This window comes from Pandoraea sp. PE-S2T-3 (assembly GCF_002179965.1).
GTDB lineage: Bacteria > Pseudomonadota > Gammaproteobacteria > Burkholderiales > Burkholderiaceae > Pandoraea.
The window spans coordinates 384,794-405,835 of the sequence record NZ_NGUQ01000037.1 but is presented as its reverse complement, the minus strand read 5'-3'; the positions used below and the strand labels follow the sequence as shown (position 1 = coordinate 405,835).

Below are 21,042 nucleotides of genomic sequence, written 5' to 3'. Positions count from 1 at the left end.
CTCACTTACTGGCGCATACCGATCGCCAGACGGTTGAACGCGCTCATCAGCGCAACGGCGAAGCTCAGATCGGCGATTTCGGCATCGCTGAAATGTGCCTTGAGCGGCGTGAAATCTTCATCCGGCGCATGGGTATGCGCCACATCCACCAGCGATTCGGTCCACGCCAGCGCGGCACGCTCGCGCGCGTCGAAATGCGAACTCACACGCCAGCCGGCCAGACTGTCGATCTTGGCATCGGCCATGCCGTCCGAGCGCAGCGCCTTCGAATGCATCTCCAGACAGAACGCGCAGCCGTTGATCTGCGAAACGCGCAGGTAGACCAATTCGACCAGCGGCTTGCCCAGCGTGCTTTTCGCCAGCGCTTTCTTGGTGGCGGCGAACCCCTGATAGGCTTCGGCGGACAGGGTGTAATACGGCAAACGAAGGGTGCTCATGACTGACTCCAAGTGGAATTTGCTTGTCGCGGTACCCATACTTTAGGAAAATCATGTCCCATCGAACAGATACAAGAATTGACTGATCGACTAGGACATCGCACATGGAACTGCATGAGCTGACTGAGCTGACGCCGAGCCGGGAGCAGGACGCCCCGATTTATCTGCAACTCTACCGGCGCTATCTCGACGTGATTGCGGCTGGCAAGCTGCGTCCGGGTGAGCGCGTGCCTTCCGTGCGCAGCCTCGCCAGCGAACTGAATCTGGCGCGGGGCACCGTCGAGCTGGCCTATCAGATGCTCACCAGTGAAGGCTATTTCACCGCGCGCGGCGCCGCAGGCACTTTCATCTCGCCCCGCCTTGAAAGCCTTGGCGAGCCCGGGCCAGCCACCGCGCCACCGCCGCCCGCCACTGCTGCCAACACCGCGTCACGGAACGCACCGGCGGTCGCGACACCCCGCCCGTTCCAGTTGGGCTTGCCCGCGCTCGATGCCTTTCCGCGCAAGACGTGGTCACGACTGGCAGCCCGCAATGCGCGGGTCATGGATACCGCCGCACTGATCTACCCGGATATCACCGGCTACGATCCGTTGCGCCGCGCCATTGCCACCTATCTGGGCATCTCGCGTGGCATTGCCTGCACACATGAGCAGGTCTTTGTCACCGCAGGACACCTTGGCACGCTCGAAATGGTCTGCCGCACGCTGCTGAGCCCCGGCGATACCGGCTGGTATGAAGACCCCGGTTATTTATTCGCGCGGCATTTTCTCGAACGCGCCGGTATGCGTCTGGCGCCAGTACCGGTCGATGAGGAAGGTCTCGACGTGGCCGCAGGCCTCAAGCACGCGGGCAACGCGCGCTTTGCCGTGGTCACGCCCACGCATCAGAGTCCGACGGGCGTCACGCTGTCGCTGCCGCGTCGGCTCCAACTGCTGGAGTGGGCCAGCCAGCGCGACGCGTGGATCGTGGAAGACGACTACGACAGCGAGTTTCGCTACCACGGCCGCCCCCTGCCCGCACTCAAGAGTCTGGACCGCGACGACCGTGTGCTCTACACAGGCACCTTCAGCAAGGTGTTGTTCCCGGGGCTTCGGCTGGCGTATCTGGTTGTGCCTGCATCGCAAATCGACCGGTTTCGCGATGCGGCGAGGCACCTGCCCGGCCCGGGCTCGATTCTGTTGCAGGCCACTGTCGCCGACTTCATGGCACAAGGCCACTTCGCCCGGCACTTGCGAAAGATGCGTGCGCTCTACGGCGAGCGGCGCGGCTTTCTCGTCGACGCGCTGTCGCACGTGTTTGACGACACGCTCGGCGTTGCGCCGCAAGCGGGCGGCATCCATGCCTTGGCCAGCCTGCCACGCGGGCGCAATGACAAGGCGCTGGTGGCCGCCGCACAGCAACACGGACTCGCGGTACAGGCTGTCAGCAATTGGCAGATGAGTGCGGTATCAGGGACCTCACGCGCCCGTCTTCCGACGCGCTCGGGTCTGCTCCTCGGCTTCACCAACATCACCGGCCGCGATGTCGCGATGCAGCTGTGCGGGCAGTTGCTGGCGGCCACCCGGGGTGTCTGACGCAGCGACATCGCCTTATTTCCCCATTTCGACTTTTGCGGAAACTTCGCGGGCTTCGCTGAGATGGTGACGAATTGTAGGCAACGTCTGACGTGCGAATCCGCGCAAGTCTGAGTCCTGTCCCTTATCCGCTTCGAGCGAAAAAAGCTGGACGGCCTGCTCGTGCGCATCCGGCCCCGCAAGCGCCATGTAGGCCACATCGAACGCGTGTCCCTTCTTCTGCTTGAGCGCCTCGATGTCGGGATTGACGGCGGTGTCGTTGGGAACGCTCACGCCCTTCTTCGCGGCGAGTTGCCGCAGCGCTTCATTCGCCTTGCTATGGTCGGAGACCATCTGCTGCGCGAAACGTTTGACGGCGGGGTTAGTGGAGCGCTGCACCGCGACCTGACTGGCCTGCACTTCGGCCTTGCCTGCTTGCTGCGCCTTGTCGACAAACTCGGCGTCAAGACCGGCAGGCGGCTGGGCGGTGCGTTGGGCTTGTGCGGCGGCATGTGTTACGTCGACGCCGCCACCAGCGACGCCAATCTCATCGCCGCCGCCCTGTGCTGGCTCTCCTTTCGGTAGTTCCTGCGCAAACGTCCATGTGCTGAACAACAAGGTTGCGGCGGCGAGGCACGCGCCGGACATGTTGAGGTGTCGTGTCTGCATTCTGTCCTCCCAAGGTTGACGACAACGGATGGCGACGATAGATGCCCGTTCGACTACGTATTCAACGGCACCGTTCGTCATCACGTGATCGAACTTTTCTATGCGGTGCCGCCCGCCGCTACAAAGTTTCAATGCCGGGTCGTGCCGGCGCTGGTTGCCGGGAGACGCGTCGCGCACGGTGATCTTTTAAGACGACGCGCTTGACGTCACACGCGCGCTGCGTATAGAGTCACCGCATGACGAATTTCAGCGCCCTTCTCTTGAACGCAGTAAGCGTTGCCGCCACGCGGCAGCCGGGCGCGTTCGTCAAAGCTAAAAAACAGTCGCTCAACTGACCGGAGCGTGCTGTTCCGTCAGTTGAGCGACGGAATAGCCACGTGGACCCGGCAGTCCCGCCCGCGCCCTTGCGCACCCCGCCCGCCTGCCCTGTAATTCCCCACGCGTCTCGCGATTCACGTCGTCCTGCTGAACGGTTTGCCGTACAGGTCATCACACGTTTGTCGTTTTGGAACTGTCAGGAGACATTCATGCAGGACACGCCGTCACATACATCGCACGCCGCTACCTCGCCGGCTTCACATTCGGCTTCACATCCGGCCTCGCCATCCACGGCACAACTCGCATCACGCGGCCAAACGCCGGCGTTTCGCGGGATCTGGGTGCCGCTCGTCACACCCTTTCTGCCCGGTAGCACGAACACCTCGGACGCCCCGGTCGACCACGCCGCGCTGCGCCGGTTGGTCGCCCACTATCGCCGCTCGGGGATTGCTGGCCTGGTGATCTGCGGCACGACCGGCGAAGCGGCTGCGCTTGACGACGCGGAGCAACTCGCCGTGTTCGACACCGTGCTGACCGAGGCGGGCGACCTGCCCGTGATTGCCGGACTCGCGGGCAATCACCTGGGCCACACGCTGGCACGGCTGGATGCCTTCAATGCGCTGCCGCTCGCGGGTGTGCTGGCGCCTGCGCCGTATTACATCCGGCCGTCGCAGGCGGGGCTCATCGACTGGTTCCACGCGCTGGCTGACCGCTCGCGTGCGCCGATCGTGCTCTACGACATTCCGTATCGCACCGGCTCGACGCTAACGCTCGACACCCTCCTGACACTCGCGGCACATGACAACATTCGCGGCATCAAGGACTGCGGTGGCAATGCCACCACGACGCAGGCCCTGATCGCGGACGGTCGCTTGTCGGTACTCGCTGGTGAAGATCACCAACTGCTCTCGACCCTCTCGATGGGCGGCCACGGCGCGATCATCGCGTCGTCGCATTGCCGTCCGTCGCATTTCGTGGCGCTATATCGTGCCGTGCAGGCGCAGCAACTCGATGTAGCGCGGGTGCTGTTTCATGCATTGATGCCGGTGGTGCGGCTGCTCTTCGCCGAGGCGAATCCCGGCCCGGTGAAGGCGTGGCTGGCGCGCGAGGGCTTGCTGGCCGACGTACTGCGTGCGCCGATGACCAGCGCGTCGCCCGCACTGGCACAGCAGTTGGTGGATGCCGTGGCGGCCGTCGATGCGCAGTTCGGGGCAGGCGCTGCGAACGCTGCATGACGGCGGGTGAGTGACCACGGACAGGTGTGCGGCGGCAGGCGGGCTTACGAGCCGACGGCCTGCCCGGCCATCGACTTCACCGGCGCGCTCGTGCCCCACTGCACCACGAGCATGCCGGCGACGATCAAGCCAACGCCGGCGATACGGGCAAGGTTGGCAGGTTTCTGCGCCAGCCCCATCAGTCCGAAGTGATCGATGACGAGCGACGCGACCACCTGCCCTGCCACCACACAGACGATGAAATTTGCCGCGCCGAGCCGGGGTGTCAGGATCAGTGCTGCCGTGATGTAAGCCACCCCGGCGATGCCACCGATCCACAGCCACCACGGCCCGCCGGCCGCCTTGCCGAGATCGGGCACGCCGGCACGCATGCCGATCAACACCGGCAGGATGACGATCAGGCTGACCAGCAACGATGCCACCGTGGCCCACAACGGATGACCCAGCGCGCGGCCGAGCGCTGCATTGCTGCCTGCCTGAAACGGCACGACGGCACCCGCCAGCATGGCGACGACCAGCGGCAACAAGACCGCAGGCGATAACGAGGGAGCGAAAGATGCGTTCATGAAGTGACCTCCTTTGGCGTAAATCATGACTTGCCTTGAGGGTGCATCATCCATTCCAATAATGGAAATTCGAAATTCGTACGCAAACTATTCGCCATATGGATAGCCAATGGATGACTTGCGCAGGATCGACCTCAACCTGTTGTTGACGCTGCACGCGTTGCTCGCGGAGCGCCACGTATCGCGCGCTGCGGTTCGGCTGCACCGTAGCCAGCCAGCGGTCAGCCATGCGCTCGGGCAGTTGCGCGTGATCTTCGACGATCCGCTGCTGGTGCGGCGCGACGGTGCTCTGGCGCTGACTGCCCGCGCGCAGGAACTGCAACGGCCACTCGATGACGCACTTGCCCAGTTGCAGGGGCTATTGCACGCCCCCGCATTCGACGCCCGGCGCGCACGCCGTACGTTCCGTCTCGCGTTGTCGGATTACGGTGCCCGGGTAGCACTCCCGGCGTTGACGCGTTGCCTGCGCGAGCAGGCACCGGGAGTCGATCTGGCGGTCTCGCAGACGAGTCGCGAGGCGATGGTGACCCAGTTGCTCGATGGTGAAATCGATCTGGCGCTCGGGGTGTTTCACGATCTGCCGGACGAGTTGCTGGCGCAAACGCTGTTCGACGAATCGTTCGTCTGCGTGGCCGACCGGGCCACCCTGCCAGCGCGCGGCGCACTCACGCTCGATGCGTGGCTGGCACGGCCTCATGTGCTTGTAGCGATGCGCCCGGACACCGCCAACGAAATCGATCTGGCACTCGCCGAGCAAGGGCAGACTCGCCGCGTCGCCGTCGCGATGCCGCATTGGAGCGTTGCCACCGAATTGATCGCCGGTACGGATCTCGTGCTCACCGTCGCCGAGCGGGCCGTCGCACATCTGCGTCACGACCGGCAGTTGAGACGCTTCCCGCCACCGTTTCCGATTCCGGCCTTCGCGTTTCAGGCGGTCTGGCACACACGACGCGATGTCGACCCCGCGCATCGCTGGCTGCGCGAGCAGATCGCGACGATTTGTGGCGACAACGCTTGATCCCTGAGGTCAGGCTTGCGCTGTCAGCGAGGTCACAAGATCGAGAAACGCCCGTGTTTTGGCGGGCGGATGATGACGCGACGGATGGTAGGCATACAGCGGAAACCGTTCATCGGGCCAGTCGGGAAACAGGTCGACCAGTTCGCCGCTCTCAAGCCAAACGTCGGTGCCGAACCCCATGACCTGTGCAATGCCGTAACCGGCAAGACATGCACTCAGCAGCGTGCCGGCATCGTTGACGACGAGTCGGCCGTGCGTCGGAACCACCAGCTGTTTGCGCTTGCGGTGAAATTCCCACGGATACGGCCGGCCGGTTTGCGGGTCACGGAATTCGATACACGTGTGTGCATCGCCCGACAGGTCTTCCGGTTTGAGCGGACGGCCACAACGTTTCAGGTAACTCGGCGCGGCCACCGTTCGAATGGGCGTATCGAGCAGCTTGCGCGCCACGAGCGTCGAGTCTGGCGGGACACCAAAACGCACGGCCAGATCGAAGCCGTCGGCGATCAGATCGCCCAGACTGTCGCGCGTGATCAGTTCAAGGCGAAGCGCTTCGTGCTGCGCGAGGAACGCCTCAAGGCTCGGCCCAAGGATCAACCGCGAGAAGAACGGGTCGATGTTCACGCGCAATCGCCCGCGCACGGCAGTGGCCCCGCCCGACGCGGTTGCCACTGCATCCTCCAGCCCTGCCAGCAACGGCGTGACCTGCGCATAGAAGCGCCGCCCTTCGTCCGTCAACGAGACCACCCGCGTCGTTCTGTCGAATAACCGGATGCCCAGCCGCGCTTCGAGTCGTGCCACCGCACGACTGACGCCCGGCTGAGACATATCGAGACGTTCGCCCGCGGCGGCAAAGCTCCCCGCCTCCACGATCGCTACGAAAACGCTCATGCCGTTGAGCATGCGTTCGTCGAATCCTGTCATGTCGTGGTGCCTCCGCCTGCCGCATTTCATGCCATTTTGGCATTAATCAAATGACACTCATGTTATCGCGAAATGTTATGCAGGTACCGACAATGGCGTCCAACGCGGTGTGGACCGCAGTTTTCAGAGGATTTGAGATGTACGCCATTACAGGAATTACCGGACAAGTCGGCGGTGCCCTCGCCGAAACGTTGCTGGCCCAAGGCGAGGCAGTGCGCGCCGTGGTGCGCAATGCCGCCAAGGGGGCGGCGTGGCAGGCGCGCGGTTGCGATGTCGCACTTGCCGACATGACGGACGCCGACGCGCTCACCCGGGCCTTTACCGGTGCAGAGGCGGTGTTTGTGCTGCTTCCGCCGACCTTCGATCCGTCGCCCGACTTTGCCGAGTCACGTGCCGTCATTACTGCGGTATCGAAGGCGCTGCAAGCGACGCGTCCCGCGCGTGTCGTCTGCCTGTCGACCGTGGGCGCGCAAGCCACGCAAACCAGCCTGCTCTCCCAGTTGTCGGCATTGGAGCAACACCTCGGTGCCCTGCCCCTGCCGATCACGTTCCTGCGCGCGGCATGGTTCATGGAGAACGCCGCGTGGGATGTCGCGCGCGCCCGCACTGACGGTGTGCTGGAGAGCTATCTCACGCCGCTGGATCGCGCGATCCCGATGGTGGCGACCGCCGACGTCGGCAGCACGGCGGCTCACCTGCTGTGCGAGCCGTGGGAAGGCAAACGCGTGATCGAGCTGGCTGGCCCCGCGCTGGTATCGCCAGCGATACTGGCCGACGCGCTGGGTCTTGCCCTTGGCCGCCCCATCGAAGCCCGCGAAGTGCCGCGTGCCGAATGGGAAGCCCGCTTCAAAGCGCAAGGCATGCGCAACCCGATTCCGCGCACGCAAATGCTCGACGGCTTCAACGCGGGCTGGCTCAGTTTTGAAGGCACGCCGCGTCAAGGCACCACAACGCTCGCCGATGTGGTGAATTCGCTGGTGACTTGCCACTGAGTTGCCATTTCGCTGACACTGAGGGCACTGCAACGCCGCGCGGGACCAGGATTCAACACCGTGGCCCGCGCGGTGTGCGCTCAGGGAGCTGACGATATGGCAAACGGCAAGCACCGCAAAAAGCACAGTTGGGCCACGCCGGACGAGCGAATGGCGCGTCTGACCAGCGAACGGGCGCGCAAGATGGCGCGCTCGCCTCACGCTTATGTCCGTGGCAGTACGATCCGTTTTTATGAGTGGCTAAGCAACGCGGACGTCAATTTGCCGCAGGGGCCGGCCATCTGGATCTGCGGTGACTGCCACACTGGCAATCTCGGGCCGCTGGCCAACGCACGCGGTCATGTCGAAATCCATATTCGCGATCTCGATCAGACCGTCATCGGCAACCCGGTTCACGATCTAGTGCGGCTGGCGTTGTCACTGGCGAGCGCCGCACGCGGCTCGTCCCTCTCCGGCCTTACCGTCATCCATATGCTCGAAGCGCTCACGCACGGCTACGAGTCGGCGTTCGAACGCGGTGATGCCCCGGATGACGAGAGTTCGAACGGGCGCAAGCGCAACGGGAAGCGCGCAGGCAAGGCGAGCAGCAAGTCCGCCAAGGGCACGAAGAACGCCGCCGCCGAAGACGACTACGAACGCCCGAAAGTGGTCGATTTGATCTTGCGGCAGGCAACCAAGCGCTCGTGGAAACATCTGGCACTGGAGCGCATCGAGGATATCCGTCCGACGATTCCGCTCGGCCGGCGATTCTGGCCACTGAGCAAGACCGAGAAGAACGAGATCGACGCGCTCTTTCAGCGGGAAACCATCGCGCGTCTCGCGACCGATTTACGCGGGCGCCCAGACGACGGGCATGTCGAAGTGCTCGACGCCGCGTATTGGGTCAAGGGGTGCAGTTCGCTGGGACGGCTTCGCTATGCGGTACTGCTGGATGTGGACGGCGGTGTCGTGCAAGGCGACGACCTCTGTCTGATGGATCTGAAGGAAGGCGTGAAAGCCGCCGCGCCGCGCTACCCCGGCGTTCGCATGCCGCGCGACAACGCCGAGCGGGTTGTCAAAGGGGCGCAGCATCTCTCGCCGTTTCTCGGTGACCGCATGCGCGCGGCGCGCATGATGGATCGCTCGATCATCATTCGCGAGTTGCTGCCGCAGGATCTCAAGCTCAGCATCGAAACGCTCACCGTCAACGACGCCGCCGAAATCGCGTACTACCTCGCGCACGTGGTCGGACAAGCCCACGCGCGGCAAATGGACGATGCCACCTGCCGCTCGTGGCTCACTGAACTGCAACGCAACCGCTCGAAGTCGATCGACGCGCCCGTGTGGCTTTGGAACAGCGTTGTGCAACTGATGAGCGAGCACGAAGCCGCCTATCTCGAACACTGCAAGCGGGTGATTTCAGGCGAGACCTGATACATCACGGCAAGCCGTGATACGGATCAGAACATCGGGTTGCCGCTGACCGTCTTGGCGGGCACCTGCTGCGACACGTCCCAGTGTTCGACGATCTTGCCCTTGTCGAGCCGGAAGATGTCGACGATGGCAATCGGCGCGTCGCCCGGGTGCGGCACCTTGCGCACGTGCAGAATCACGTAATCCCCGTCGGCGAAGGCGCGCACGATATCGCTATGCGAATCGGGCTGGTTCTTGCGCAGGAAATCGAGAAACTTGCCGAAGCCTTCCACGCCGTCGGCTGCGTTCGGATTGTGCTGAATGTACTGCGTGCCCAGATACTGGCGCGCTGCATCGAAATCCTTGCGATTCAGACCCGCCTCGTAGAACGCGAGGACGGCCTGTTTGTTAGCGGCCATCTGGGCAGCGGACACCGTGGGGACCGGCGTAGCAGACGGGTTGAGGCCTTCGGCACCGGCCGCCGACAACGCGGCACCGGGCACGGGCGGCATGCCTTCTGCGGCGTGGGTGACAGGCGTCAGAACGACGGCGGCGGTGGCGAGCAACGAAGCGACAATGGTTTTCATGATGTCGTGTGTGGCGTAGGACGTCAGTGATGTCGTGATGTCAGGGGTGAAAGAAGCTAACGGATTCGGGCATGACTGACACGGCTTGGCGTGGCCGCGTCAACTCAACAGTTCATAGGGGCCGCCACGCGCGAGTGCGCGCTGGTAAGCCTCACGTGAATGAATGCGTTTGAGAAAGTCTTCGATGGCCGGCCAACGGCCCTTCGCGTCGCCGCGCGCGGCCGCAGCCTCGAGCGGGAAGCTCATCTGGACATCGGCCGCGCTGAAGCTGTCGCCGACGAACCAGCCGGTCTTCGCCAGTTCGTCGTTCACATAGCCGAAGTGCAGCGCCAATTGCGGATCGACAAAGCTCGACTGCAACGTGCCGCTGATCTTGCGGGCGATGGGACGGACGAAAAACGGCATGGGCGCGCTTGCGATGCGCAACGCCACGAGCTTGAGCAGCAAGGGCGGCATCGCGGAACCTTCGGCGTAGTGCAGCCAGTAGGTCCAGCGCAGGCGTTCGGGGGTATCGCGCGGCGGGGCCAATCGCCCTTCGCCGTAACGATCGACCAGATACTCGATGATGGCGCCCGACTCGGCCAGGGTCAGGTCACCGTCGGTGAGAACCGGCGACTTCCCGAGCGGGTGGACCTGCCGAAGCTCCGGTGGCGCAAGCATCGTGTTGGGGTCCCGGGCGTAATGGCGCAGTTCGTACGGCAGGCCAAGCTCTTCGAGCAACCAGAGCACGCGTTGCGAGCGGGAGTTGTTCAGGTGATGGACGGTGATCATACGTTCGGACTCCGGCGGTTGATCCGAACGCCATTGTCGCCGTATTGGCGGATTTAGGGGTAATCTTGCCCATCAGCCCCGTTGCTGGGCCACACAGCCTTACGGAACCCGGTCAAACGCTCTAAACGCTCTACTAGCACTATTCGCCCTGTTCGGGCTATTCGGGCTATTCGAACCGTTCACCCGCGTCCAAGTCACTACCAAACCGTCATCCCACCAAGCTCATGGACAGAATCGATGCGATGAAGGTCTTCGTCGCGACCCTCGACGAAGGCAGCCTCGCCGGTGCCGCTCGCCGCCTGGGGCGCTCGGCCGCCGCCGTGAGCCGCGCCATCGCGTATCTTGAAGCCCATACCGGCACGGCTCTGTTACATCGCACCACGCGCACCATCCGGCTGAGCGCCGCCGGTGAGCGCTACGCCGCCGCCTGCCGGCGCATTCTGCTCGATCTGGACGAAGCCGACGTACTCGCCGCCGGTGAACGTTCCGGCCCGCGCGGCTTGCTCACCGTTGCGTCGCCCTTGGCTGCCGGCGAGACGCTGATGCGGGAGATCGTCGATGCCTTCATCGAACGGTATCCGGCCGTGACCGTGCGGCTTGCGTTGAGCGACGTTCCGGTCAGCCTGATTGATGAAGGCATCGACGTGGCGCTACGCGTGGCGCATTTGCCCGACTCATCGCTCGTCGCGACACAGGTTGGCGAAGTCCGACGGGTGATTGCCGCGTCGCCTGACTATCTTGCATCGCACGCGCCTATCGAGACACCCGCCGATCTAGCGAAGCATCAGATCGTGTCGATGACCTACTTCGGGATCGACTCGTGGCGTTTTCCGGCGAGCGGGCGGGGGTCGGTGCCGCAGGTGGTGCAGTTCACGCCGAGGCTGATCGTCAATTCGATTCGTGCGGCAATTGCGTCGGCCGTGGCCGGCCACGGTGTGGCGCGGATGCTGACTTATCACATGGTCGACGAGATCGAGCGCGGCACGTTGCAGATCGTGTTGCGCGAGTATGAGCATCCGCCAATGCCCGTGCACGTCATCACACCGCAGGGACGCCTCGCCGTCCCAAAAGTGCGCGCGTTCGTCGACTTCGCGGTGCCGCGCCTGCGCAAGCATTTCGTGCGCGTGAACAAGGTGGCGGAGAAAGCGTAACGACGATTCGTACGCCGCGCGGAAGAATGACTTCCGGGGCGCGGCCGTTCTCCGTCGGGCTCGCGGCACCTACACTGACTCCATCGCTTTTGCGCGTGGTCCGGCATGGGACATGCACCACGCGCGCCCCGGAGTCCACATGCAAAACGCAACGCTTGGCGGCACGTCAGCCGCCCCCTTCAATGCGTGGCGTGCCACGTTGTCTGCCGCCAGCGCAAGTCTGATCGGCATCGGCTTCGCCCGCTTCGCATACAGCGCCCTGCTTCCGGCGATTATTGGCGCGCACTGGTTTGCTGCGTCGACGGCCGCTTATCTTGGCGCGGCCAATCTCGGCGGCTATCTCGCGGGGGCGCTCGGTGCACGGGCGCTTGCGCGCTACGCACCGACCGTCACGATCCTGCGCGCGATGATGCTGCTCACCGCTGTCGCGTTTCTCGCGTGTGCGTGGCCGCTGTCGTTTCTGTGGTTCTTCTCATGGCGCTTCGCATCGGGTTTCTCCGGCGGCGTGCTGATGGTGCTTGCGGCACCGACGGTGTTGGGTCATGTACCGCCGTCGCGGCGCGGCATCGTGAGCGGCGCAATCTTTGCAGGCATTGGGCTGGGGATTGCGGCGTCGGGCACGCTGGTGCCGCTGTTGCTGCGGCAAGGTCTTTCGCAGACGTGGATCGGGTTGGGTATCGTCTCGCTCGCGCTTTCGGTCGTGGGATGGCGTGGATGGCCGTCGGGAACGCCCGCCGTCGCGGTGGCTCCCACTGCGCATGCACATCGTCGGCCGGCTAGTTCACTGACACTGCGCGCGTTGTATCTGGAATACGCGCTGAATGCCGTAGTGCTGGTGCCGCACATGATCTTTCTTGTGGATTACGTGGCGCGCGGTCTCGGCAAGGGGCTGGATGCCGGGGCGCACTTTTGGGTGCTGTACGGGCTGGGTGCGATCCTTGGGCCGATCTTTGCGGGGCATCTGGCGGACAGGATTGGGTTCGGGCGAGCGCTGCGGGTCGCTTACGTTTCGCAGATTGTTGCGGTGTTGCTGCCGGTGTTGGGGCTCGGGTTGCCGGGGTTGATTGTGTCGAGTCTGGTGATGGGCGCGTTCACGCCGGGCATCGTGCCACTTGTGCTGGGCCGCGTGAATGAGCTGCTGGTACACCACCCTTCTGCACAGAAGGGCGCGTGGAGTACGGCGACGACGAGCTTCGCGACGTTGCAGGCCGGGGCCGCTTACGGGATGTCGTTTTTGTTTGCCGCGACGCGGGGCAACTATGCAGTGTTGTTCGTCGTGGGGAGTGCGGCGATGACGGTGGCGTTGGTGGTGAATCTGGTGGCTGCGCGGCGGGATGGCAGATGAGGAATCTCGATCGTCCGGCATTCATGCAAATCGTGCGTACGTCGGTATAGCCGAAAAAAAAGCCGCTCACGGGAGCGGCTTTCAAATGAATTTGTACGATACGGTCGAACCACAATTTGTCGATCACGCGCTCTCACTGACAATGCAGATCATCGCGTGGCGCGCCTGCGGTACGGCAAAACATGATGACGTTGGGCGGGTCGCCTTGCGCCGTATCGAAGGTGATCCCTACGGCGACGTTCTGACGCGGCTGGGCAAGACCAGCGTTATGCCATTGCCCCTGATGCTTCACCCAGACGAAAGAAACGAACCCGCAGGCGTTGTGATAGCCGTAGACGAGAATGAACTGGTTCGAGCCCGTGTACTTGTAGCTGGCGCTTTCCATACCGGGCTGAATGCAAACCGCAGCTTCACCCGTACTGTTGGTTATCGGAAGGATGGTATTTCTTTCGCAGTTGGGGCTGGTACAGCCCTGATCCATCTGCGGAATAATGCCCGCGTCATCAACGCCGTAAGTGGCACCGGCCCAAGCTTGGCCAGACAGGCCGAGTCCGGCAGATAAAACCAACACGACGAACACCCGCAATAGATATGCATTCATGTGACAAGGGCTCCAAAGGTGGATTGCCTGTCGCAATTCTAGTCGCGAGTTTCGGGGCGATGTATCACCTAATTGGGTGACATTGATCGATGCTTCTATACCGTATGCGTGGGATGTTTTTGGTGCTTCGATCGCGATCGGCCGAACGTGTTTTCGACAGATGAAACATTAGACGTGTCGACTCGGATTGCTACTTTTTGATTGATAAAACGTTGAGCGGTTGCGCGCTTTGTTACCGAAATGCCTGCCGGATTCCCAGCGCGATCATGAGCCCTCCACACGTGAGGTCAATCCATGTCTTCGCGCGGCGATACGCCGTCGCAATCGTCGCATGCGATAGCACGAGCGCAACGGCGCCGTACCAGCACGTCGCTGAAACACCGACAGTCACCAGCATCGCAAAGAACGTCTGCGTGGAAACGTGGGCGGGCACCGCTGAGGAAAACACCGCCGCATAAAAAGCGATGGACTTCGGGTTCGCGATATTTGTCGCGACACCTTGCAGGAAGGCGCCGCGAAACCGAGGCATCTTCGGTGGGTAACGTGCTTCCGAGGGACTTGCCCGCGCCGACACAACGAGCCGCAGTCCGAACCAGATCAGATAGGCCGCGCCAACAAGCCTGACGCCGACAGCAAGCCATGGGAACATCGCGAACACCACGCCGATACCAAGAATGGCGCATGTCGCCCAGAACAGATTCACCGTCACGATTCCGGCGACAAGCGCGAGCGCATCGGAGCGTTTGCCGGTTACCGCCTTGTGCGTGATTGCGACAAAGTTCGGCCCGGGGATGACGGCGCTCGCCGCATAGACAGAAAAGACTGTCGCAATAACAGACCAATCAACCATTTGTCGCCTCAGTGGTTTGTGGTTGTGTAAAACGCGGTGCTGCTGCTTCAGCCCGTATTCTGCGTCAATTCACAACTGGCCGCTCTTTGCCGATCTTTGAGCGCAAGCCCCTCATCAACGCCTACTCGGATCGATCACTCAAGCTCGCTCACGGCAAGGTCGAAACCTTCGTCGAGCCATCCGGTAACACCGCCGATCATCACCTTCACTGGCCGTCCCAACTGCGCCAGCCGAATGGCGCCTCGCGTTGCGCCATTGCAGTGCGGTCCCGCGCAGTAGGTGACGAAGAGTGTGTCGTGCGAATAATCGGCGAGCTTCGACGCGATGATCTTGCCGTGCATTAAGTTCACGGCGCCAGGAACGTGGCCACGAGCAAACAGCGCCGGACTTCGAACGTCGAGCAACACGAAGCCGGGTGATCCGCTGGCCAGTGCACTGGCAACATCGGAGCAATCGGTTTCAAATTGCAGTGACGCGCGAAAGTGGGCAAGTGCCGCGGTGCTCTCGGCGGCGGGGATGGCAGTAACGGCGTTATTTTCGCTGAGGGTGGACATAGGTTTTGTCGAAGGAGGATGCGGTACCCGTGATGCCCGGGCAGCGCGATTTGGGAACCCTCATTTTGCCGTCGCACTATCAAGCCGATAAGTGTCGCAAATGACAATATCCGGTAACATTACGCCATGGAAAATCGTCTCATCGTTGCGTTGGCTTATGACCGGCTCTGTACTTTCGAATTTGGCTGCGTCACCGAATTGTTCGCACTGGAGCGCCCCGAACTCGGCGTCGACTGGTACCGCTTCAGCGTTTGCGCTATCGAGCCCGGACCGCTGCGTGCGGCCGGCGGCATCACCGTCACCGCGCCCTACGCGCTCAAGCGACTCGACAGTGCTAACACGATCGTGGTGCCCGGTTGGCGTGACCCGGACGAAGTGCCGCCTGAGGCGCTGCTGAAGAAGATTCGCGCAGCCCATCGGCGTGGCGCACGTCTTTGCTCGATCTGTTCGGGCGTATTTGTATTGGCGGCGGCCGACGTGCTCGACGGCAAGACGGTGACGACCCACTGGCGCTACGCCGAGAAACTACAGCAGCGCTACCCGAAGTTGCGCGTGCAGTCGGATGCGCTGTATGTCGACGAAGGTCAGATCATTACGTCGGCAGGATCGGCGGCGGGACTCGACATGCTCCTCCATCTGGTGCGACGGGATTACGGAAGCGCAGTCGCCAATCGTGTTGCCCAGCGGCTGGTGGTGCCCCCGCACCGCGAGGGCGGTCAGGCACAGTTTGTACCGCGACCAATGCCGCGCGACGAAAGCGGTCGTCTGGCGAAGTTGATCGACTGGGCACGCCAACATCCGGCCTTACCGCACACCCTGCGCTCGCTTGCCGAACGTGCGGCGATGAGTCCACGCACCTTGCAACGGCATTTTCAGGACGCTACCGGCATGGCACCCTACGAATGGCTGACGCACGAGCGCGTGGCAGTGGCGCGAGAGTTACTCGAAGCGCAACCGTCCATGCCGATGCTGCGCATCGCCGAGCTAGCAGGCTTTGGGTCGGAAGAATCGATGCGCAGACACTTCCGACGTATCGCCCATACGAGTCCGGCCGCCTATCGGGAGAAGTTTGGTCATGACGCGCGGACGAGGAAGGTTTGATGGGTAAAGGCGTACGTTGTCCGGCGGGCGATTCCGACCCAAAGCTTCCTTTCGGCGAAGCCGAAAACTGCCATTCAACGCTTGCGTCATGGGCGTCCTTGCGAAGCGGGCGCATCCCCTTCAATCGATTGTTGGGCGGCTGCTGGAATCGGAGGGCTAGGAACGAGCCCGTGGCGGGACATGACTGCCAACAACTTCTGGCGGTCTGGCGGCCCGCCGGCATTCACAACTCCCTGTACATCCAGAAAGTATTGCGCACCCAGGTCAGGGGTAAGGACGATGAGTGCCTTGGCAGTGGCTTGATGAGGGTTGCTGAACGCATGGACGGAGCCCTTGGGTGTATGCATCCACTCACCCGGTGCCAGATCCCTGACTACACCGTCAACGGAATAGCGGATGAGCCCCTCCAGGGCGTATACGCATTCTTCATTGTGGGTGTGACTATGTGGCGGCGGAACGTTTGCTCCCGGGGCGATAGTCAACTCGAAGACGCCCATACCCCTCGTGGCGGATCCGTCTATGAGATAGCGTATTGTCAGGCCACCAATTGTGATTGGCTCAAGAGTGGATGCGTCTGTGCTCATCGCGAATACTCCGAACAGGAAAGGTGTCGTCTGCGGAGGCGCCGGGGCAACCATTCGGAGATGCCTGGCTACCAAACTTGGCGCGCACAGCGGACTCGATAGCGCAATCATACTGTCTGTAGCCTAGCGCACAAGTATGTGCGACTGCCCTCGGAAGAGACACCCCGACTCCGCTACGCCGTTACCGTTTTTATTCCCGGTAAGCACAAGGGTCAGGTCCAGATCCGACTGCCCCGGTACTGCGCAGCCACGTGCGACGCTACCGTATAGATATAAACCATCCAGCAGGTCATCGAGCGCTGATGGAATCGATTCACAAGCATCCGCGACAAGGGCTTCGAACGCCGGTTGAATCGGACTATCGCCAAGCACTCGGATTGTCAGTACGGGATGAGCGTCTTTCACGTTTTCCATTGGTATTGATCAATGCCTTAGTCCAAAAATCCTACTCACGCCGAAACCGGAGAATCCCCCTTCCAATGGGATTTCCCTCCACCATCGGGTTCGGCATCCACGCCGTCCAAACTTCGAGGGTATCGCCATTGAGCTTGTACAAGCGCTCCTGCTCGGTGCCGTTCCACGCCTCATTCCAAGATGCGTCAATCTTCGTGATGAACCGGTCCGCTTCCACCCGATACCGCCCGGTATAAGCCATCGCCGTAAGGAAGAGCCCGGCCAGTTTTTCATTGGAAGTGCCCGGCTCCCGCGACTTTGCCGTGATCAGCACCATCATTCGCCCATCGGCACCGAACATTAAGTACCCATTCGGATCGGCGCCCCACGGTTGAGCGCGTTCTCTTGAATCTTGTAGTTCAGTTTCAAATGAAACCAATTGCCAAGAACCGTGAAGCTTGGTGTCGAACTCAGACATATTCCCTCCCGTAGTAGCCCGTTCAATGTACTCACCCGTCGAACGTTGGGCAAGTTGCCACGCGAATCGGTAATCTATAGGCCTTCAACGAGCGATAAAGCCCCCACAGTCTTGCTTCCAAAGAAGCAAACCACACCATGACAGAGCCTCGTCTGACATTCCTTGACCAGAATGAATGGGAACACTGGCTGACGCAAAACGGCGACACCTCTGCCGGGATATGGCTGCGCTTCGCCAAAAAGGGCGCTGACCGCCCTACCGTGACTTACGAGCAGGCGTTGGAAAGCGCCCTTTGTCATGGCTGGATCGACGGTCAAAAGCAGACGGAAAGTGATGAGTATTGGCTGCAACGCTTCACTCGACGCACCACAAAAAGCATCTGGTCGAAGATCAACACAGCGCGAGCCGAAGCGCTGATCGCCGCAGGCAAAATGCTTCCTGCGGGCATGCGCGAAATCGAGAAGGCCAAAGCGGATGGCCGCTGGGAGGCTGCCTACACGTCGGCCCGAAACTCAGTGGTGCCGGACGACTTGCAAGCCGCATTGGATGCCAACCCCAAGGCCAGCGCGTTCTTTGCGACGCTGAGCGGCCAAAACCGCTACGCCATCCTGTTCCGGATACAGAACGTCAAAAAGCCCGCAACACGCGCACGCAAGATCGAAGAGTTCATCGGGATGCTGACTCGCGGTGAAACCATTCATCCGTAAGTCAGAATCTCAGTCACCGCGTTTATTCGCCGCGTTTATTCTTCTAAACAACGCTCACCGCCACGCCGCACTCAACATCACCGCCCCCGACACCACCAGCATCGTATCGAGCAACCGTTGAAACACCTGCGGCGACAACCCCAGCACGAAACGCTTACCGAGCAGCGTCCCGGCCATCAACGCCATGCCGACGATCAGGCCGTTTGCCCACGCCTGCGGCGGCAGCGCGCCAAGGTCGGAGAACATCAGCACCTTCGCCACGTAGATCAACATCGAACTGGCGGCCTCCGAGCCTAGAAACCCTCCCCCCGACAAACCATACGCCGCAAATGCCGGCACACTCAATGGCCCCGTCGAAAGCACGATGCCGGTGAGAAAGCCAATGACCGCGCCAACCACAGCCAATTGCCAGACGCCCAGCCTGAACTGCCGCCGACGCAGCCAATGCCGCACGGGCACCATCGCAATGAAGAACGTGCCGAGCGCGATATCGACAGCCGTGGCCGGCAAACTCCAGAGGGTGCGCGCCCCCAATGCCGCCGCCGGTGCCCCCGGCAGGGAATAGGCCAGCACAGCGCGCCAGTCGATCTCCCGCCACCATGCAAGCACCTTCGAGACATTGCCGATAATCGCCGCCACGGCCATGATCGGTACGGCCTGCTTCGGGCCGTACGTGTACACCAGCACCGGCAGCAACATCATCGACGAGCCTGTGCCCACTACCCCGCTCACTGCCCCGGCCAAGGTGCCGACCAGCGCCACCATCACCATGCCCCACGCGTGTCCTGCCACGAGTCCTTCGAACATGCCCGCTGCCATCCGTGTCTTGTTGTTCGCAATCCGGTAACGATAAAGCATGATGATTCGTCACACCATCGACAAAATGACAGCATTTCCGTGATAAAAAGTCACAGTTCGGCCCGATGGCTACCCATTCTGTGAGCTCACGATGTCTCGCCGCCAATTGCCCCCGTTGAATGCCTTGCGTGTATTCGAGACCGCCGCCCGCGCGCCCAGTCTGAGTGCGGCCGCGCAGGAGCTGTCCATCACGCACGGTGCCGTGAGCCGCCAGATTGCCCTGCTCGAAGACTGGCTCGGCCAGCAGTTGTTTGTGCGGCAAGGCCAGCGCAACGTCGCCACCGATCACGCCCGTGCTTTCGCCGCTGAAATCAGCGCAGCGTTCGACCGCATCGGCGACGCCGCGCTGCGCTTCGGCAAGGCACCGCAGACCCGTACCGTTCGTGTGAATGCGCAGACGACGCTCGCGATGCATTGGCTGATGGCGCGGCTTCCCGCCTTTCATGCCGCACACCCGGACGTGCAAATCGTCGTGACGACGTCGAGCAGTGCCGATCCGGCGTTCCGGGGCGGTTTCGACGTGGCCATCCGGCGTGATCCGCCGCCGGGGGCCGAGTGGCAGCCCTATGAGAAAACACCGTTGTTCACCGAGCGCGCAAGTGTCGTCGCGTCGCCGTCGCTATTGCAGACGCAGCCGCTTCGACGGCTGAAGGATCTCGCGAAGCACGCATTCGTCGCCACGCAGACGCGGGTCGGGGCTTGGGAGGATTGGTTGAATGCGGCGGGTGTGCCGGAGGTGCGTCCGGTGCGCTTTCATCGCTTCGATCACTACCACGTGAGCTTGCAGGCAGTGATCGACGGACTGGGTATCGGCATCGGTTGCACACCAACTCTCGACCGGGAACTGGCCAGCGGCCGGCTCGTCATGCCGTTTCCGGAGATTCAGGCGGGAGGCGCAACCTACGTCACGCTCGTGCCGCGCGATGCCGATAAGTCACGGCCGTTGCACGACTTTCTCGCGTGGGTTCATGACGCCGCCGCAGGACAACCGGCGGCGTGAGCCACCCGCGCTCGCACGCCAAAGTCCAAAGCGCGCAACCTTACGTCCCATCTCCTTCACGCCATTTGCCGGGCGACACCCCGAAGGCGCGCCGGAAATATCGGGTGAAGTGAGACAAGTCGTTAAACCCCTGCGCGAGCGCGACCTCCGTTGCGGAAGCCCCGTTACGCAGCGCCGGTAACGCGCGCGCGACGCGCAGTTGATTGCGCCAGGCATGCGGCGCCAACCCTGTCTCGCGAGAAAACAGACGCGCCGCGTGAAACGGTGAAAGCTCCACCGCCTCGGCGAGCGCGGTCAACGTCAGCGGTTCCGTCAGGTCAGCCGACAGCCGAGCCTTCATCGTCTCGACACGCACGGCGTCACGATGAACCGGCAGGGTCGGAATCCGCAACTGCGCATGGCGCGAGAGCATCATCGACACCGCGTCGACCAGCGCATGTTCGGCGGCCAGTGGATCGGCCTGTGCCTCAAGCAGACGATGCGCCGCCAGCAAGCGCTGCATGGCCTGCGCATCACGCACGACGTTCTCCCCGAACCACGGCAGCGCCTCGTCAGGCGAGGCCAGCCCGGCAACCGGACTCGCCAGTTGCTGCTGCACCCCCTTCACGAAACCGACCGGCAGATAGAACACGCGATAACGCCAGCCGAAGTCGGTCTCCCGCGCACCGGTATGCACTTCGCCCGGGTGAATGATCGCCACCGAGCCGGCATCGGCCACGTGCTCGCCGCCCAGATAGTCATAGCGCTCCGCACCCGCCACGATGCACGCGAACGTGTACGCATCGTGCCAGTGCGGCGCGAAGGTGTGGTCGTTGTACTCGGCCGTCACCATATCGCCATCGGGCACGAGCGACGAGCGCCAGTACACCGGGGCATTGCGAAATGGCTTGGTGGGCCGAGAAGGAGGGACGGAGCGGAAATCCATCCCGCTACTTTACACCGGAGAGCGTCGACCTCG

The 21,042-nt window shown here is 62.5% G+C and carries 24 protein-coding genes; 10 read left to right on the top strand and 14 right to left on the bottom strand.

All coding sequences use genetic code 11. The features are described 5' to 3' along the window. Window positions 1-5: 5 nt before the first annotated feature. Window positions 6-437 (bottom strand): carboxymuconolactone decarboxylase family protein, encoded by a 432-nt coding sequence (locus CDV46_RS24070; RefSeq protein WP_087725451.1) that lies wholly within the window; start codon window positions 435-437, stop codon window positions 6-8. Between the two features lie 104 nt (window positions 438-541). Here CDV46_RS24070 and pdxR point away from each other — a divergent pair, with 104 nt between their 5' ends. Further along, window positions 542-2,011: a MocR-like pyridoxine biosynthesis transcription factor PdxR gene (gene pdxR / locus CDV46_RS24065; protein WP_087725449.1), complete on the top strand. Its 1,470-nt coding sequence runs from the start codon at window positions 542-544 to the stop codon at window positions 2,009-2,011. A 15-nt stretch (window positions 2,012-2,026) separates the two neighbouring features. Here the strand turns inward: pdxR and CDV46_RS24060 are convergent, their stop codons facing one another. Next, on the bottom strand, window positions 2,027-2,836 hold the full coding sequence (locus CDV46_RS24060) for a DUF4142 domain-containing protein (RefSeq protein WP_254916203.1): 810 nt from the start codon (window positions 2,834-2,836) through the stop codon (window positions 2,027-2,029). 350 nt (window positions 2,837-3,186) lie between these two features. Here CDV46_RS24060 and dapA point away from each other — a divergent pair, with 350 nt between their 5' ends. Beyond that, a complete protein-coding gene (dapA, locus tag CDV46_RS24055; protein ID WP_087725447.1) occupies window positions 3,187-4,212 on the top strand; it encodes a 4-hydroxy-tetrahydrodipicolinate synthase in 1,026 nt (341 codons plus the stop codon). A gap of 44 nt (window positions 4,213-4,256) precedes the next feature. On the opposite strand, the gene CDV46_RS24050 is transcribed toward dapA, so the two are convergent. After that, window positions 4,257-4,778 (bottom strand): DMT family transporter, encoded by a 522-nt coding sequence (locus CDV46_RS24050; protein ID WP_087687988.1) that lies wholly within the window; start codon window positions 4,776-4,778, stop codon window positions 4,257-4,259. A 109-nt stretch (window positions 4,779-4,887) separates the two neighbouring features. On the opposite strand from CDV46_RS24050, the gene CDV46_RS24045 reads away from it, so the two are divergent. After that, window positions 4,888-5,796 carry a LysR family transcriptional regulator gene (locus CDV46_RS24045; protein ID WP_087725445.1) on the top strand — a complete coding sequence of 303 codons (909 nt, stop codon included), beginning with the start codon at window positions 4,888-4,890 and terminating at the stop codon, window positions 5,794-5,796. A 9-nt stretch (window positions 5,797-5,805) separates the two neighbouring features. Here the strand turns inward: CDV46_RS24045 and CDV46_RS24040 are convergent, their stop codons facing one another. Next, window positions 5,806-6,720: a LysR family transcriptional regulator gene (locus tag CDV46_RS24040; protein ID WP_087725443.1), complete on the bottom strand. Its 915-nt coding sequence runs from the start codon at window positions 6,718-6,720 to the stop codon at window positions 5,806-5,808. Between the two features lie 137 nt (window positions 6,721-6,857). On the opposite strand from CDV46_RS24040, the gene CDV46_RS24035 reads away from it, so the two are divergent. Both CDV46_RS24035 and CDV46_RS24030 read left to right on the top strand, forming a co-directional pair. Further along, entirely contained in the window at window positions 6,858-7,712 is an 855-nt protein-coding gene (locus CDV46_RS24035) for an NAD(P)H-binding protein (protein WP_087725441.1), read from the top strand. Between the two features lie 96 nt (window positions 7,713-7,808). Beyond that, window positions 7,809-9,125 (top strand): DUF2252 family protein, encoded by a 1,317-nt coding sequence (locus tag CDV46_RS24030; protein ID WP_087687763.1) that lies wholly within the window; start codon window positions 7,809-7,811, stop codon window positions 9,123-9,125. 26 nt (window positions 9,126-9,151) lie between these two features. On the opposite strand, the gene CDV46_RS24025 is transcribed toward CDV46_RS24030, so the two are convergent. Both CDV46_RS24025 and CDV46_RS24020 read right to left on the bottom strand, forming a co-directional pair. Beyond that, on the bottom strand, window positions 9,152-9,616 hold the full coding sequence (locus CDV46_RS24025; RefSeq protein WP_087726072.1) for a nuclear transport factor 2 family protein: 465 nt from the start codon (window positions 9,614-9,616) through the stop codon (window positions 9,152-9,154). A 174-nt stretch (window positions 9,617-9,790) separates the two neighbouring features. After that, window positions 9,791-10,462 carry a glutathione S-transferase gene (locus tag CDV46_RS24020; protein WP_058378450.1) on the bottom strand — a complete coding sequence of 224 codons (672 nt, stop codon included), beginning with the start codon at window positions 10,460-10,462 and terminating at the stop codon, window positions 9,791-9,793. Between the two features lie 224 nt (window positions 10,463-10,686). On the opposite strand from CDV46_RS24020, the gene CDV46_RS24015 reads away from it, so the two are divergent. Both CDV46_RS24015 and CDV46_RS24010 read left to right on the top strand, forming a co-directional pair. Further along, the gene (locus CDV46_RS24015) at window positions 10,687-11,613 is read left to right on the top strand and encodes a LysR family transcriptional regulator (RefSeq protein ID WP_087725438.1); all 927 of its coding nucleotides are present in this window, start codon (window positions 10,687-10,689) and stop codon (window positions 11,611-11,613) included. 139 nt (window positions 11,614-11,752) lie between these two features. Continuing rightward, window positions 11,753-12,958 carry a YbfB/YjiJ family MFS transporter gene (locus CDV46_RS24010; RefSeq protein ID WP_087725436.1) on the top strand — a complete coding sequence of 402 codons (1,206 nt, stop codon included), beginning with the start codon at window positions 11,753-11,755 and terminating at the stop codon, window positions 12,956-12,958. Window positions 12,959-13,091: 133 nt separating this feature from the next. Here the strand turns inward: CDV46_RS24010 and CDV46_RS26965 are convergent, their stop codons facing one another. From CDV46_RS26965 to CDV46_RS23995, 3 genes are all read right to left on the bottom strand, one after another. Beyond that, complete coding sequence (locus tag CDV46_RS26965) at window positions 13,092-13,559, bottom strand: hypothetical protein (protein ID WP_140413476.1); 468 nt, start codon at window positions 13,557-13,559, stop codon at window positions 13,092-13,094. 232 nt (window positions 13,560-13,791) lie between these two features. Next, window positions 13,792-14,409 (bottom strand): LysE family translocator, encoded by a 618-nt coding sequence (locus CDV46_RS24000; protein WP_087725431.1) that lies wholly within the window; start codon window positions 14,407-14,409, stop codon window positions 13,792-13,794. 134 nt (window positions 14,410-14,543) lie between these two features. Next, a complete protein-coding gene (locus tag CDV46_RS23995; RefSeq protein ID WP_087725429.1) occupies window positions 14,544-14,963 on the bottom strand; it encodes a rhodanese-like domain-containing protein in 420 nt (139 codons plus the stop codon). Window positions 14,964-15,089: 126 nt separating this feature from the next. Between CDV46_RS23995 and ftrA the strand changes: the two genes are divergently transcribed. Beyond that, window positions 15,090-16,064, top strand: a complete 975-nt coding sequence (gene ftrA, locus CDV46_RS23990; protein WP_087725427.1) for a transcriptional regulator FtrA — start codon at window positions 15,090-15,092, stop codon at window positions 16,062-16,064. A gap of 86 nt (window positions 16,065-16,150) precedes the next feature. Here the strand turns inward: ftrA and CDV46_RS23985 are convergent, their stop codons facing one another. The 3 genes from CDV46_RS23985 to CDV46_RS23980 form a co-directional block, all read right to left on the bottom strand. Next, window positions 16,151-16,561, bottom strand: coding sequence for a cupin domain-containing protein (locus CDV46_RS23985; RefSeq protein ID WP_249277498.1), 411 nt, complete (start codon window positions 16,559-16,561; stop codon window positions 16,151-16,153). Window positions 16,562-16,771: 210 nt separating this feature from the next. After that, complete coding sequence (locus CDV46_RS27680; protein WP_369597123.1) at window positions 16,772-17,062, bottom strand: nucleotidyltransferase domain-containing protein; 291 nt, start codon at window positions 17,060-17,062, stop codon at window positions 16,772-16,774. A gap of 31 nt (window positions 17,063-17,093) precedes the next feature. Next, the gene (locus tag CDV46_RS23980; RefSeq protein WP_087725424.1) at window positions 17,094-17,519 is read right to left on the bottom strand and encodes a lipocalin-like domain-containing protein; all 426 of its coding nucleotides are present in this window, start codon (window positions 17,517-17,519) and stop codon (window positions 17,094-17,096) included. A 137-nt stretch (window positions 17,520-17,656) separates the two neighbouring features. Here CDV46_RS23980 and CDV46_RS23975 point away from each other — a divergent pair, with 137 nt between their 5' ends. Beyond that, on the top strand, window positions 17,657-18,226 hold the full coding sequence (locus CDV46_RS23975) for a YdeI/OmpD-associated family protein (RefSeq protein WP_087725422.1): 570 nt from the start codon (window positions 17,657-17,659) through the stop codon (window positions 18,224-18,226). A 54-nt stretch (window positions 18,227-18,280) separates the two neighbouring features. Here CDV46_RS23975 and CDV46_RS23970 read toward each other — a convergent pair whose 3' ends face one another. Then, entirely contained in the window at window positions 18,281-18,997 is a 717-nt protein-coding gene (locus CDV46_RS23970; RefSeq protein ID WP_087726071.1) for a sulfite exporter TauE/SafE family protein, read from the bottom strand. Window positions 18,998-19,175: 178 nt separating this feature from the next. On the opposite strand from CDV46_RS23970, the gene CDV46_RS23965 reads away from it, so the two are divergent. Continuing rightward, window positions 19,176-20,084 (top strand): LysR substrate-binding domain-containing protein, encoded by a 909-nt coding sequence (locus tag CDV46_RS23965; RefSeq protein ID WP_087725420.1) that lies wholly within the window; start codon window positions 19,176-19,178, stop codon window positions 20,082-20,084. A gap of 40 nt (window positions 20,085-20,124) precedes the next feature. Here the strand turns inward: CDV46_RS23965 and CDV46_RS23960 are convergent, their stop codons facing one another. After that, on the bottom strand, window positions 20,125-21,009 hold the full coding sequence (locus tag CDV46_RS23960) for a helix-turn-helix transcriptional regulator (RefSeq protein WP_087687773.1): 885 nt from the start codon (window positions 21,007-21,009) through the stop codon (window positions 20,125-20,127). Between the last annotated feature and the right edge of the window lie 33 nt (window positions 21,010-21,042).